Here is a 14,844-nt window from a genome sequence, read left to right on the forward strand (position 1 = left end):
GTTTTTTTTGGATTTTGAGTTCCAAATTTAGTAAAAATTATGAAAAAAATAACAATTATATTTTTTTTGGGAAAATAATTGAATTTAGTATTATGATTTGGTAAAGAAAATGTAACGCCTCTTTAATTTCTTATCACTATTTTTGTCCCTCAAATAGGATCGAATGTTAGAAAAAGAAGTAATAAATTTTGAGCGTACCGTAATTGTTGGAATTATTACTCAAAATCAAAGCGAAGAAAAGTTAAAGGAATATTTGGATGAATTAGAGTTCCTGACATTTACAGCAGGAGGTGAAGTAATCAAACGCTTTTCTCAAAAACTGGAAAGACCAAATCCAAAAACTTTTTTGGGCACAGGAAAAATGGAAGAGATAAATCTTTACATCAAGGAAAAAAATATCTCAACCGTAATTTTTGACGATGAACTATCACCTTCACAACAAAAAAATATATCCAAAATTTTAGATTGCAAGATATTGGATCGGACCAATTTGATTTTGGACATCTTTGCACAGAGAGCGGAAACTTCCTATGCCAGAACCCAAGTTGAATTGGCACAATGCCAATACTTGTTACCACGTCTATCAGGAATGTGGACACACTTAGAGCGTCAAAAAGGTGGTATTGGACTTCGCGGTCCGGGAGAAACTGAAATTGAAACCGACAGAAGGATTGTCCGTGACCGAATTGCATTGTTAAAAGACAAAATCAAAACTATCGATAAACAAATGTCGGTTCAAAGAAGCAATCGAGGCGCAATGGTTCGTGTAGCTTTGGTAGGTTACACCAATGTGGGAAAATCAACTTTGATGAATGTCATCAGCAAAAGTGAAGTTTTTGTAGAAAATAAATTATTTGCAACGCTAGACACTACCGTTCGTAAAGTCGTTATCAGAAACCTGCCTTTCTTACTATCAGACACGGTTGGATTTATTAGAAAATTGCCTACTCAATTAGTAGACTCATTTAAAAGCACGCTTGACGAAGTTCGTGAAGCTGACTTGTTATTACACGTTGTTGATATTTCACATCCCGATTTTGAAGAACACATCAATTCTGTTAATCAAACGCTACAAGACATCAAAAGCAATGATAAACCAATCATCATGGTTTTTAATAAAATTGATGCGTATAAACACCTCGTTATTGATGCAGATGATTTAATGACTGAAAAAACAACAAAGCACAATACACTTGAAGATTGGAAAGCTACTTGGATGAGCAATGTTGGTGCAAAAAACGCCCTATTTATTTCAGCAACAAACAAAGAAAATTTCGAAGAATTCAGAGAAAGAGTTTATGAAGCAGTAAGAGAAATTCACATTACGCGATTCCCATACAATAAATTTCTATATCCGGATTATAAAGATGTAATTGAAGAAGAAGAATAGGCCTATTGTAAATAATAGATATATCCAAAATTCAACCAAACATTCCAATCATTAGCCTTGTTTTCAATGTAAACAGCGGGATCCGGATTTAAACCATCAACCCAATTGGAAAAATAATACTGCCAACGCAAGTCGATCATCAAATCAGAAAGCTCTGTCAACTTGTAACGGGTACCAATACTTCCTACTATTGACCAAACGGTTCCTCCTTGATTAGTAGTACCATCGTAGTATTTTATAGGAGTTGAAATTGGAGAATTTAATGGACCAAGTGTTGAATAAACTTCAGGATCATAAAAACTAAATTGGCCTCCCAAACTAAGAAATGGCGCCCACGCTCCAATCGTAGAACTAAAATCTCTGATACTCAAAGGGAAATACTCTAACTGCATCCCAACATTTGTAACAGCGGTACTTCCTCTCATGGCTCTCAACTGTTCCGCAAACAAAGAGGTTCTACTTTTATCAACCCATTTACCAAAATGCTGTAGCTCTGTTTTATTATAGGACAATTCACTTCTTAACTTAAAGTGATCGTTAAAATAAGTTTCAGGTGTATAACAATTACACTCTGCTTTATATGAAAAGTTTAAATAATGAATAATCCCTATTCCATATCCTGTATTACCAGCATTGGTAGCAAAATCATTACGTTCTCCATAATCAGATTGGAAAGCTACCGGACCAACAATTGCGCCTATTTCATGGGAAAAACCAAATTGAGCAAAAGCATTATTTGACAACACAAATAACAGCAGCGAGGTTATGATAAATTTTTTGGGCATTTGCATACTAACAAGTTCAATTATCGACAAATATATAAAAACATCATTCAGTTATAAAATAAAATAAAAAATTGTTGGCATATATACGAAAAAAAGCAATAAAAGTTTTAAAACACAACATTTCTTATAAGCTTCTTTAAAATTCCTTAACATAAATTTAAAAATTCTGAGAATTTAAAAAAAATCACCCCCATATTTTTAATAAAATGTATATTTGTGCGATTTTACGAAAACGTTTTCTTAAAAAAATTTTAACAGTATATTTTATGTCAAAAAGTATTAACGATTTTATCGAATTGGTTGCTAAAAGAAACGCCAATGAGCCTGAATTTATGCAAGCAGTTAAAGAAGTTGCAGAAACTGTAATTCCTTTTATTGAAGAAAATAAAAAATACCAAAACAAAATGCTTTTGGAAAGAATGGTTGAACCGGAAAGAGTAATCATGTTCCGTGTAACTTGGATTGATGATGCCGGAAATACTCAAGTGAATCGCGGTTACAGAATCCAAATGAACTCTGCTATCGGACCATATAAAGGCGGAATTCGTTTCCATCCATCGGTAAATTTAAGCATTCTGAAATTCTTAGCTTTTGAACAAACTTTCAAAAACAGCTTAACAACATTGCCAATGGGCGGTGGTAAAGGTGGTGCTGATTTTGATCCAAAAGGAAAATCAGACAACGAAATCATGAGATTCTGTCAATCATTTATGACGGAATTATCTAAACACATCGGTGCTGATACTGACGTTCCTGCAGGTGACATTGGTGTTGGCGGAAGAGAAGTGGGTTACATGTTTGGTCAATACAAAAGATTAAGAAATGAATTCACCGGAGTTTTAACCGGAAAAGGTATTTCTTTCGGAGGTTCATTAATCCGTCCGGAAGCAACAGGTTACGGCGATGTCTATTTCGCTCAAAACATGTTGGCTACCAAAGGAGATAGTTTCACCGGAAAAACTGTAGTGGTTTCAGGTTCAGGAAACGTAGCACAATATGCGATCCAAAAAGCAACTGAATTAGGAGGAAAAGTAGTTACGGCTTCTGACTCTTCAGGATACATTGTAGATGCTGACGGAATTGACGCTGAGAAACTAGCATACATCATGGAAATCAAAAACGTAAACTACGGAAGAATTTCTGATTATGTAGCTAAATATCCAAATGCAAAATTCGTAGCAGGGAAACGTCCTTGGGAAGTAAAATGTGATATCGCTTTACCATGCGCAACTCAAAATGAATTAAACGGTGACGAAGCCAAAACATTAGTAGCCAACGGATGCATCTGTGTAGCTGAAGGCGCGAACATGCCTTCTACTCCTGAAGCGATTGAAGTATTTACGCATGCTAAAATTCTTTTCGCACCAGGAAAAGCTTCTAACGCCGGTGGTGTAGCAACTTCTGGTCTTGAAATGTCGCAAAACTCTTTGCGTTTGAGCTGGACTTCAGAAGAAGTTGACCAACGATTAAAAGATATTATGGCCAACATTCACGCAGCTTGTGTGAAATATGGTACTGATGCTAATGGCTATACAGATTATGTAAAAGGCGCAAACGTTGCCGGTTTCGTCAAAGTAGCCGATGCCATGTTGGCACAAGGAATAGTATAATTGAGAATACCACCAACCATCCGAGGCGTCGCCGAAATATGTAGCACAGCGGAATAAAAACCTTAAAAATGCTCTCGTCACTGAGGGCATTTTTTATGTCAAAATACCAAAACGATAATTTTTACGTTTATACTATATTTGTAGGCCAAATTCTTTTCAAATGAAAAATTGTTTTTTGTGGTTGTTGCTGTTCTTTTTCCAAATGGGTTTGTCTCAACAAAACCAAAATTGGAAAGGCTATTTTTCATACAATCAAATTAAAGACCTTTCTGAATCAACCAATAAAGTTTATGCCGCTGCCGAAAATGCTTTGTTTATCAAAAACAATCTCTCCAGCGACATTCAAACTATTAATACAATAGACGGGCTTTCCGGACAAACCATTTCCGCCCTTTATCATAGCGACACTTTCAATAAAACTATCGTAGGATACCAAAACGGATTAATAATCGTAATCAACGATGCTGATGGAAGCATGCTCAATGTGGTAGATATTATAAATAAAAACATTCCGACCAATATCAAAAAAGTAAACCACTTTATGGAACATGATGGGATAGTTTATGTTTCTTGTGACTTCGGAATTGTACAATACAAATTAGCCACTTTAGAATTTGGCGACACCTATTTCATTGGCCCAAATGGTTTGGAAATAAAAGTACTCCAAACTACCATTTACAATAGTGATATTTATGCAGTAACTCAAGATTATGGCATCCGAAAAGCCGTTATTACCAATCCTAATTTGAATGATTTTGCCCAATGGGCCGTTTTTGATGCCGGTTATTGGAATGGAATCGCAAACTTCAACAACCAACTGATCGGATTAAACACTAACAATAGAGTCTACAAGTACAATGGGTTTTTCTTTAGTGAAGTAGGCATAATTGGACAACCGGGTCTAGACATTAGAGCAACTTCAAATTATTTGATAGTAACTTCAGCCAATCATGTTTTTATTTACAATACTACTTTGGGACAAATCATTCATCTTCAAAGTTCACAAATAACCAGCGCATCGGTGACATTCACTTGTGCCACAATTATAAACGAAAATATTTATATCGGAACTTCCGAAAATGGTGTTATAGCTTCCTCCATAAGTGCTCCGACTAACTTTGAATTTATAATGCCTAATGGGCCAATAAAAAACAACATGTTTGCCATCAATAGTTCTTCCTCTAATCTTTGGGCAGTATATGGCGGTTATGACATTTCCTATAATCCATACACTTATATTGGATTCGATTTAACAAAATTTGGAATTAGTAAATATGCAGCAACTGGTTGGCTAAATATTCCTTATTCAGATGTTTTGGAAGCTAAATCCTTGTCTAAAATAACCGTCAATCCTAATGATGAAACCCAAGTCTATATTAGTTCTTATCATAGTGGTTTACTCAAATTGGAAAACGATGTGCCGACAACTCTTTTAGACCACACTAACAGCGGATTGGAATCTTTGGGAACTGGCGTTAATACTAGCGTCAGAATAAACGGAACCGCTTTTGACCGACAAGGAAACCTTTGGGTAACCAATAGTAAGATTAAAAATGGGTTAAAAGTCTTAAGAACAACCGGACAATGGCAATCCTATGATATGGATGGTATTTTAGACAATTTTGTAGCCAATAATTTAAACAAAATTGTAATTGACAACAGCGGAACGAAATGGATGGCTACTCAGCTAGACGGTGTTATCGCTTTCAACGAAAATACCAATATTTTCAAAAAAATAACTGATGGTGTTGATTTAGGAAACCTTCCATCCAGAGATGTTCGGGCTATTGCTGTAGACAATCGTAATCAGTTATGGATTGGAACCAACAAAGGCCTTCGTGTTTTGCCAAGCACAAGTAGTTATAACGGAACAGACCAAATGAAAGCCAATCCCATTATCATTTTGGAAGAAGATTTGGCGCAAGAACTTTTATTCGAACAATTCATCACCGATATTGCTGTGAACGGTTCTAATCAAAAATGGATCTCTACCGCAGATTCGGGTGTTTTTCTCTTTTCTTCTAATGGTCAAGAAACGATTTATCATTTTACCAAAGACAACTCACCACTTCCCAGTAATGTAGTTAACGATGTTGAAATCAACGCCGAGACCGGTGAAGTTTTCTTCGCCACTGATAAAGGTTTGGTCTCATTCCAAGGCACTTCAACCAAACCGGCAGACAGTTTACAAGACGTGTATGTTTATCCTAATCCGGTTCGTCCCGAGTTTGTTGGAACAGTTAAAATCGCCGGTTTAATCTCCAAAGCAAATATCAAAATCACTGATATCGAAGGCAATTTAGTTTATGAAACCACTTCCGAAGGCGGAACAGTCGAATGGGATACTACTGCTTTTGGCAAATACAAAGTAGCATCCGGAGTCTATATGATTTTTATCGCTGCAGAAGATGCTTCAGAAACTGCCGTTAAAAAAGTGATGATAATAAGATAATTTACGAATTATGAATTACAAATCAATATCTCGTAATTCGTAATTCTAAATTCGTAATTAACTAATGTTAGTCAAAACCAAAGCCATTGTCATTTCCTCCCTAAAATACCAAGAAAAAAGCTTGATAGTGAAATGCTTTACGCTTAGTGATGGCTTGAAAAGTTATTTTGTTCCCAATGCTTTTTCGGCTAAAAAATCCTCCCGAAGCTTCGGGACAAAAATGGCTTATTTCCAACCGTTGACTTTACTCGAAATTGAAGCCAATCACAAGAATAAAGCCACTTTAGAACATTTCAAAGAAATCAAACTTTCTACAGCTTATCACACCATAAATACCGATGTCATCAAGAGTACAATGGTAATTTTTCTTTCGGAAATTCTCCATCATAGCATCCAAGAAGAAGAAAAAAACGAAAACTTATTTATCTTTTTAGAATCGGCATTACTTTGGCTAGATAATCATGAAGAAACCTCTAACTTTCATTTGATTTTAATGTTGGAAGTCACCAAATTCCTTGGTTTCTATCCCGACACTTCTGAAATTGGAGGCAAACATTTTGAAATGAAAGATGGCTTTTTTACTCCGTTTCTAGGAATCGGCTGTCTTAGCGAACACGAAACGCATCTGTTCAAAAAACTCATCGACTTAAAATTTGACAGTAATCAAAAGGTTTTCGCCGGAGTGGAACGCCAAATGCTGCTCAAAATCCTACTCGACTATTATGCAATCCATCTTGACGGATTCAAAAAACCAAAATCTCTGGACGTTTTAAAAGAAGTTTTTGCATAAATGCTTAAAAAATCACAAGTCTTTCTTAATTTTCAGCAAAAGTCTATTCTCTTTTCTCTATTTTCTATTCTCTTTTATCAAAATTCCTTACTTTCGCAAACTGATTTAAGAAAACGACAAAAATGAGTACTAAGTTTACTGAATACAAAGGACTTGACCTACCAACCGTAGCCTCTGAAGTTCTTGATTTTTGGAAAAAAAATAACGTCTTTGAGCAAAGTGTAACTTCACGTGAAGGTGCCACGCCTTATGTGTTTTTTGAAGGACCGCCGTCTGCGAATGGCTTACCCGGAATTCACCACGTAATGGCACGTGCGATAAAAGATATTTTTTGTCGTTATAAAACTCAAAAAGGTTTCCAAGTGAAGCGAAAAGCGGGTTGGGACACACATGGTTTGCCTGTTGAACTAGGCACCGAAAAAGAATTAGGCATCACAAAAGAAGATATCGGAAAAACCATTTCCATCGAAGAATACAACGAAGCGTGTAAAAAAACCGTTATGCGTTACACTGACGTTTGGAACGACTTAACCGAAAAAATGGGCTATTGGGTTGATATGGAAGATCCGTATGTGACTTACAAATCCAAATACATGGAAAGCGTTTGGTGGCTTTTGAAACAAATCTATGATAAAGGTTTATTATACAAAGGCTACACGATTCAGCCCTATTCTCCAAAAGCCGGAACCGGATTATCTTCACACGAAGTAAACCAACCGGGAAGTTATAGAGATGTAACAGATACAACGGTTGTAGCGCAGTTCAAAACAAAAAACGAAACCTTACCCAACTTCCTTCAAGGGTTTGGTGACATCCACATATTGGCTTGGACGACCACGCCATGGACGTTGCCAAGTAACACGGCTTTGACTGTCGGACCAAAAATAGATTATGTCTTGGTAAAAACCTTTAACCAATATACTTTCGAACCGGTTAACGTTATTTTGGCTAAAAATTTAGTCGGAAAACAATTCGCCGGGAAATTTGTGGTTGCTGAAAATGACAATGATTTTGCCAATTACAAAGCCGAAGATAAAAAAATACCATACCAAATTTTAACCGAATGTAAAGGTGCAACTTTAGTCGATATCCGTTACGAACAGTTAATGCCATTGGTTTTACCATATCAAAATGCTGAAAATGCTTTTAGAGTAATTTCAGGAGATTTCGTAACTACCGAAGACGGAACCGGAATTGTGCACACCGCGCCGACTTTTGGTGCCGATGATGCCAAAGTTGCCAAAGAAGCAACGCCGGAAGTACCGCCAATGTTGGTTTTAGACGAAATCGGAAATCCTGTACCGCTTGTTGATTTACAAGGGAAATTCATCCAAGGTTTGGGCGATTACTCCGGTAAATATGTAAAGAATGAATATTACGAAGCCAATGAAGCACCGGAACGTTCAGCCGATGTGGAAATTGCCATTCAGTTAAAAGAAGAAAACAAAGCCTTCAAAGTAGAAAAATACGTTCACAGTTATCCGCACAGTTGGAGAACCGACGAACCGTTGTTATATTATCCGTTAGATTCTTGGTTCATCAAAGTAACCGATGTTAAAGATAGAATGTTCGACCTTAACGAAACCATCAATTGGAAACCAAAAGCTACAGGTGAAGGTCGTTTTGGAAATTGGTTGAAAAATGCTAATGATTGGAACTTATCGCGTTCAAGATATTGGGGCATTCCATTACCAATTTGGCGTACCGAAGACAAACAGGAAGAAGTATTGATCGGTTCGGTGGAAGAACTATACAACGCTATCGAAACCGCCATCCAAGCCGGAGTCGAAACCGTAAATCCTTTCAAAGGTTTTGAAGTGGGCAACATGAGCGAGGAAAACTATAATTTAGTGGACTTGCATAAAAATGTAGTTGATAATATCACCTTAATTTCTCCGTCAGGCAAGCCGATGAAACGCGAAAGCGATTTGATTGACGTTTGGTTTGATTCGGGTGCCATGCCTTATGCACAATGGCATTATCCATTCGAAAACAAAGATAAAATTGACGAAAACAAAGATTTTCCAGCCGATTTCATCGCCGAAGGTGTTGATCAAACTCGTGGTTGGTTTTATACTTTACACGCTATCGGAACGTTGGTTTTTGATAAAATTGCCTACAAAAATGTAGTGTCGAACGGTTTGGTACTAGACAAAAACGGACAAAAAATGTCCAAACGTTTAGGTAATGCTGTTGATCCATTTACAACCTTAGCAGAATATGGTCCGGATGCGACGCGTTGGTACATGATTGCGAATGCGAATCCTTGGGACAACTTAAAATTTGATATCGAAGGCGTTGCTGAAGTACGCCGTAAGTTCTTCGGAACGCTATATAATACTTATTCATTCTTTAGTTTATATGCGAACATTGACGGATTCAAATACGCGGAAGCGGAAATTCCATTAAACGAAAGACCTGAAATTGATCGTTGGATTTTATCCGAATTGCATACGTTGATTAAAGTCGTAGATGAAGCTTACGCCGATTATGAACCAACCAAAGCTGCAAGAGCTATTTCCGACTTTGTTCAAGAGAATTTGAGCAACTGGTATGTTCGTTTGTGCAGAAGAAGATTCTGGAAAGGCGAATACGGAACTGATAAAATTGCCGCTTACCAAACCTTGTATACTTGTTTGTTGAACGTAGCCAAATTGTCCGCACCCATCGCGCCGTTCTTTATGGACAAACTTTACAGAGATTTAACGCAGGCAACACATACAGAGGAATTTGAGTCAGTACATTTGGCGAAATTTCCAAATTCGGTTGAAAACTTTGTTGATAAATCACTTGAAAGCAAAATGATGAAAGCACAGACGATTTCATCACTCGTTTTATCACTCCGTAAAAAGGAAATGATAAAAGTGCGTCAGCCTTTGCAAAAGGTAATGATACCAATACTTGACGAGCATCAACGTGCTGAAATCGAGGCCGTTTCCGACCTGATAAAAGCCGAAGTAAACGTCAAAGAAATCGAACTTTTAGACGATGCGTCTGGGGTTTTGGTGAAGCAAATCAAGCCGAATTTCAAAACACTCGGTCCGCGTTTTGGTAAAGACATGGGTTTGATTTCCAAAGAGATACAAAGTTTTACAGCGGAACAAATTAATGAATTAGACAGTAAAGGTGAGTTAACGCTTGTTATTTCAGGAAAAAGTATAATTTTATCCTTAGAAGACGTAGAGATTTCTTCCCAAGACATTCCGGGTTGGTTGGTAGCCAATGCAAATGGCATAACTGTTGCGCTAGATATTACGCTTACCGAAGAATTGAAAAACGAAGGTATCGCCAGAGAATTGGTTAACCGAATCCAAAACCTTAGAAAAGACAGCGGATTTGAAGTGACCGACAAAATAAAAGTTCATTTACAACATAATGATATATTGGCGAAAGCCATACAAGAAAACGAAAACTATATCAAATCAGAAACGTTAACCGAAACCTTAGTTTTAGACAATGAAGTTTCCAATGGTACTGAGATAGAGTTTGACGAGATAAAAACAAGAATATTAATTTCTAAATAATTACGAAAGATTATGGTAGAAGAAAAATTAAGATACTCAGATGCTGATTTAGCAGAGTTCAAAGAAATTATTTTAGCGAAAATTGAAAAAGCAAAAGCCGATTTAGACTTGATAAAAAGCGCCTATATGAATGATTTAAACAACGGTACTGATGACACATCGCCTACGTTTAAAGCTTTCGAAGAAGGAAGCGAAACCATGTCAAAAGAAGCCAACTCTCAATTAGCAATTCGCCAAGAGAAGTTTATTCGCGATTTAAAAAATGCGCTTTTCCGTGTGGAAAACAAAACTTACGGTGTTTGCAAAGTAACCGGTAAGCTGATTTCAAAAGAAAGATTGAAAATAGTTCCTCACGCGACTATGAGTATAGAAGCTAAAAATTTACAACGATAATAGATAATACTTTACCAAGTATAAAAAAGCCCCGATAAATCGGGGCTTTTTTAATTATAAATCTATTTCGCTTATCGGCGTCAAAGTGAAATTCGGACCGTAACTGTATTGGGTTATGTGATTATTACCAACCACAATCAAATGACTGTCCAATGGAATAATGTCTTTTACATTGATTGGATACGTGTTTTCTAAAGTAAGATTAGTGCTATTGACAGCATTAAAAACCTTTAAACCATTGTTTCCGCAACCTACATACAAAACGCCGTTTTTAATTCCCAAACCATAAGGTTCATCAAGTAAATACGTAGAAAGCAAAGTTGGAGCAGCAATATCGGTCACATCAATTACGTTAATTTGATCGTCAATGGCACCACAAGAAGAACCGCCTCGAACTGTAATATAAGCCGTATTTCCATAAACGACAACCGGATCACAAGCCGTAGCATGAGAAAATCCGGAAACAAAAAAGGGATTAAATTCATCTTCCGCATCAACGGTATACATTCCGGTGGTAGAACCAACAAATAAAATTTCTTTTTGGATGAATAAAGTTTCAAATACACCACCGCCAAACCATTGGGTCATATAAACTTCTTTGTCAAAAAAAGCATTAACCGGATTGGCTATATTGAAAACATTCAACTTATAAGCATCAATCGTGTAAAGCGCATCGCCATTAATTTGAAAACGTGCATAAGAACCTCCGGTGCCAATATTCCCACCATTAGCACTTTCAAAGGAAGCCAAAGCATCATTTGCTAAAGTTATAAATTCGCCTTCCGGTCTGTTTCTCATTTGAATGTCAAACCCGGTGATGATTTCGTCGCCTGTCGGATAAACAGTGTAATCATAAAACTCAGCCTCTTGGGGAAAAGTTGGGGAAAAAGCAATACTATTTTCAATGGTTCTAACCAAAGTAATATTTTGGATATTAGAAATATCAAAAACCAACAAATCCACAAAATTGTCAGCATAGAGGTAATTCCCTTTTACAGAAATATCATGAACACCATCCAAATTGATAAAGGCAATATTCACCGGAGAAGCCGGATTGGTATTATTAAATATGTGAACGCCTGATTCTTGAGCAATGTAAAAAAGATAATCTTCTGTTACATAAATTTTTCCGTCCGATTGGGTTTGTCTTGCCGCTGTAACTGATACATCAGCTCTGATGTCGGCTAAAGATTTTACTGTTGGAACCGCGAATTTTGCCAATTCAGCATTGTCGTCATTGTCACAAGAGACTGCGAAAATTGAAAAAAAGAAAAGGAGGAGTAAATAAGATTTTTTCATATCAATAGTTTTATTGGTTACTGTTTTCTTGTGGATGCTAAAAAACAGATTTGGTTGCTTCCAAGAGTAAAATTAACGATTCTTTTGTTACCATTTGTAAAATGTATAGTATGAGATTTATAACTAAAAAAATATTATGTTTTTTATGTAATAATATTGTTATTTTTGCGCCAATAAAACCCGAAGAATGTCATTACGCAATTCCATTTTAATCATCGCTGTTATTTTATTGATCGATCAATTTACCAAGATTTATATCAAAACCAATTTTGTTTATGGTGAAGCGGGTCAAATTGACATCACCAATTGGTTTAAAATATTGCTGATTGAAAACGAAGGGATGGCATGGGGAACAAAAATTCCGGGAGAATACGGTAAATTATTTCTAACGCTTTTCAGAATTTTAGCAGTTTTCGGAATTGGATATTGGTTGTATGATGCCAGTACCAAACACAGTTCAAGATATTTAATGGTTGCCATTGCTTTGATATTTGCAGGTGCTGCCGGAAATATAATCGATTCTGTTTTCTACGGTGTTATTTTTGATGACAGCTACGGCCATTTATCAACCATGTTCTCTGACCAACCTTATGGCACTTGGTTTCATGGAAAAGTAGTCGACATGCTATACTTCCCGATTATCGAAGGACACTTTCCGGATTGGTTACCCATTTGGGGCGGACAACCTTTCAAATTCTTCAATGCCATTTTCAACATAGCCGATATGGCGATTTCAACCGGTGTTGGTATTTTGATTGTTTTCAATAAAAAGGCTTTCGCCAAAAAAACGGCTATCGAAAACTATACAGAGTCATAGGCGTTATACAATAATCCAAACGAATATCAATTACCGAAACATCTTCTATTGAATCTTCTGGTTCAAAGAACGACAAACCTATTTTGACCACATCTTCTTTGCATTGAGATAAAAAATTATCGTAAAATCCTTTGCCATAACCTACTCGATTTCCCTTTGCATCATAAGCCAAAAGCGGTACAAAAACCACGTCAATTTTTGAAGTGGGCACTTCTATTCCATCAACGGGTTCATAAATATTATACTCGTTTTTTTGAAACTTGGTATTGTCTGTTAACAAATAGTTGGTCATTTCGAGTGTTTCAAAATTGCTTTTAGCGACCACAATTTCTTTGTCTTTTCCCGCTAAAATTTGCAACACAAACTCGGTATCGATTTCCTTTTGTTCTTCAATAGTCAGAAACAAATGAAAATAAGTGTTGTCCCAAACATCTAATTGCAACAACCGATTGGCAATCGCCAAACTTTTATCTTCCAATTCTTCTTGAGATAATCGCTGGCGAAGTTCTTTGTATTTTTTGCGTAAGTCTTTTTTAAGCATAATTAATAACCGTCAAATCTTCTATAAAAGTAGTCAAATGTTCTACTTCTACATGATCCATCAACACAATTTTGTACCACTTGTTGTTGCCGTCATGTTGTTGTGGCACTAAATCGTATTTTTCGGCTATTTTTTCGGGAATATACTCCGCTTTAATCGTCACTATATTCATAAATGGCTCACGGAAATACTGAATATTCATCGCGTCCAATTGGTTACACAAAAATTGTGTACGCATTTGCAAGACACTAACTTTCTCAAACCAACCGTTGGGTCCATAAGTGAATAGTATCATCCAAACCGCCACAGCATTAGCTCCGCTTCGACTTCCGCATAATGTTAAATCCATACCTTCTACGTATTCGGCTTCTTTGGTCAGCACGTTTTCGATATAGCCTTTTCGGCAAATAAAAACACCGGTTCCGTAGGGTGCTTGTAACATTTTATGCGCATCAATAGTGATGGAACTAATCTTCGGATTGCTAAAATTAATCACCGATTCCTGATTGCTGAACGGATAAACAAAACCACCGTAAGCTCCGTCAATATGCAATTTATACTGTAAATGATGTCTATCAAAAACTTCAATATAATCTTCCGGATTGTCAACTGAGCCAAACATGGTGGTTCCCATATTGGAAACCGCAATGAAATATTTTTTCCCTTCTTTTTGAGCAGTAAGAACCATTTGGTCCAATACATTTCTATCAATTGAACGCGTGTCAAAATCTACCGGGATTTTTAGCCAATCCAATTGTAACACGTTAGAAGCTTTCGGGATTGAATAATGGGTATCTTCTGAAGAAATTATAGCAATCTCTTCTCCTTTTGCTTCAAAATTATTGATGAAATAATTGCGAAACATCCAAATCGCTTGAATATTAGCTTCGGTTCCGCCGGGCGAAATATAACCGTCAAAAGAATCTATTTCTGCTTTAAAAATATCAACCGCAATAACGTCTAAAACTTCTCGTTCTATGTCGTGCGTTCCGCTAAATGCCTTTTCAGAAGTGCCAAAAGTGTGACAACCGATATTGTTCGGATTTGCCACATAAGTTTGCAAAATAAGCGCATCTTTTAAAAATGGTGCGTCGTCATTAAATACTCTGCTGTCTAATTTTGATGCAGGATATCCTAATGAAATGTCTTTTGAAAAATTGACATTAGACCGCAATGCCTTTTCAATACGATCCTTTCTTCGGTCGTTGGTGAGTTTCTTCCAGAATTTCATACCTAAAATTTT

Annotated in this window: 11 protein-coding genes; 7 read left to right on the top strand and 4 right to left on the bottom strand. The window is 36.5% G+C overall.

Annotation, left to right across the window (positions count from 1 at the left end):
- Positions 1–163 precede the first annotated feature (163 nt).
- Positions 164–1,390: a GTPase HflX gene (hflX, locus tag C8C84_RS02555; protein ID WP_121312038.1), complete on the top strand. Its 1,227-nt coding sequence runs from the start codon at positions 164–166 to the stop codon at positions 1,388–1,390.
- Positions 1,391–1,392: 2 nt separating this feature from the next.
- Here the strand turns inward: hflX and C8C84_RS02560 are convergent, their stop codons facing one another.
- Positions 1,393–2,175 carry a glutamate dehydrogenase gene (locus tag C8C84_RS02560; RefSeq protein WP_121314946.1) on the bottom strand — a complete coding sequence of 261 codons (783 nt, stop codon included), beginning with the start codon at positions 2,173–2,175 and terminating at the stop codon, positions 1,393–1,395.
- A gap of 266 nt (positions 2,176–2,441) precedes the next feature.
- Here C8C84_RS02560 and gdhA point away from each other — a divergent pair, with 266 nt between their 5' ends.
- The 5 genes from gdhA (at position 2,442) to C8C84_RS02585 (ending at position 10,944) form a co-directional block, all read left to right on the top strand.
- Positions 2,442–3,785: an NADP-specific glutamate dehydrogenase gene (gene gdhA / locus C8C84_RS02565; protein ID WP_121312039.1), complete on the top strand. Its 1,344-nt coding sequence runs from the start codon at positions 2,442–2,444 to the stop codon at positions 3,783–3,785.
- Between the two features lie 160 nt (positions 3,786–3,945).
- Entirely contained in the window at positions 3,946–6,237 is a 2,292-nt protein-coding gene (locus C8C84_RS02570; protein WP_121312040.1) for a two-component regulator propeller domain-containing protein, read from the top strand.
- A gap of 64 nt (positions 6,238–6,301) precedes the next feature.
- Positions 6,302–7,027: a DNA repair protein RecO gene (gene recO / locus C8C84_RS02575; protein WP_121312041.1), complete on the top strand. Its 726-nt coding sequence runs from the start codon at positions 6,302–6,304 to the stop codon at positions 7,025–7,027.
- A 122-nt stretch (positions 7,028–7,149) separates the two neighbouring features.
- Positions 7,150–10,551, top strand: coding sequence for an isoleucine--tRNA ligase (gene ileS, locus C8C84_RS02580; RefSeq protein ID WP_121312042.1), 3,402 nt, complete (start codon positions 7,150–7,152; stop codon positions 10,549–10,551).
- A 12-nt stretch (positions 10,552–10,563) separates the two neighbouring features.
- Positions 10,564–10,944 carry a TraR/DksA C4-type zinc finger protein gene (locus C8C84_RS02585; RefSeq protein ID WP_121312043.1) on the top strand — a complete coding sequence of 127 codons (381 nt, stop codon included), beginning with the start codon at positions 10,564–10,566 and terminating at the stop codon, positions 10,942–10,944.
- A 54-nt stretch (positions 10,945–10,998) separates the two neighbouring features.
- On the opposite strand, the gene C8C84_RS02590 is transcribed toward C8C84_RS02585, so the two are convergent.
- On the bottom strand, positions 10,999–12,243 hold the full coding sequence (locus C8C84_RS02590; RefSeq protein ID WP_121312044.1) for an LVIVD repeat-containing protein: 1,245 nt from the start codon (positions 12,241–12,243) through the stop codon (positions 10,999–11,001).
- 187 nt (positions 12,244–12,430) lie between these two features.
- On the opposite strand from C8C84_RS02590, the gene C8C84_RS02595 reads away from it, so the two are divergent.
- Positions 12,431–13,060 (top strand): lipoprotein signal peptidase, encoded by a 630-nt coding sequence (locus C8C84_RS02595; protein ID WP_121312045.1) that lies wholly within the window; start codon positions 12,431–12,433, stop codon positions 13,058–13,060.
- Here C8C84_RS02595 and C8C84_RS02600 read toward each other — a convergent pair.
- Positions 13,035–13,601, bottom strand: a complete 567-nt coding sequence (locus C8C84_RS02600) for a 5-formyltetrahydrofolate cyclo-ligase (RefSeq protein ID WP_121312046.1) — start codon at positions 13,599–13,601, stop codon at positions 13,035–13,037. The two genes, C8C84_RS02595 and C8C84_RS02600, sit on opposite strands and share 26 nt — an antisense overlap.
- On the bottom strand, positions 13,594–14,832 hold the full coding sequence (locus tag C8C84_RS02605; RefSeq protein ID WP_121312047.1) for a pyridoxal-dependent decarboxylase: 1,239 nt from the start codon (positions 14,830–14,832) through the stop codon (positions 13,594–13,596). Before C8C84_RS02605 ends, C8C84_RS02600 begins: the two co-directional genes overlap by 8 nt.
- Between the last annotated feature and the right edge of the window lie 12 nt (positions 14,833–14,844).

This window comes from Flavobacterium sp. 102 (assembly GCF_003634615.1).
GTDB lineage: Bacteria > Bacteroidota > Bacteroidia > Flavobacteriales > Flavobacteriaceae > Flavobacterium.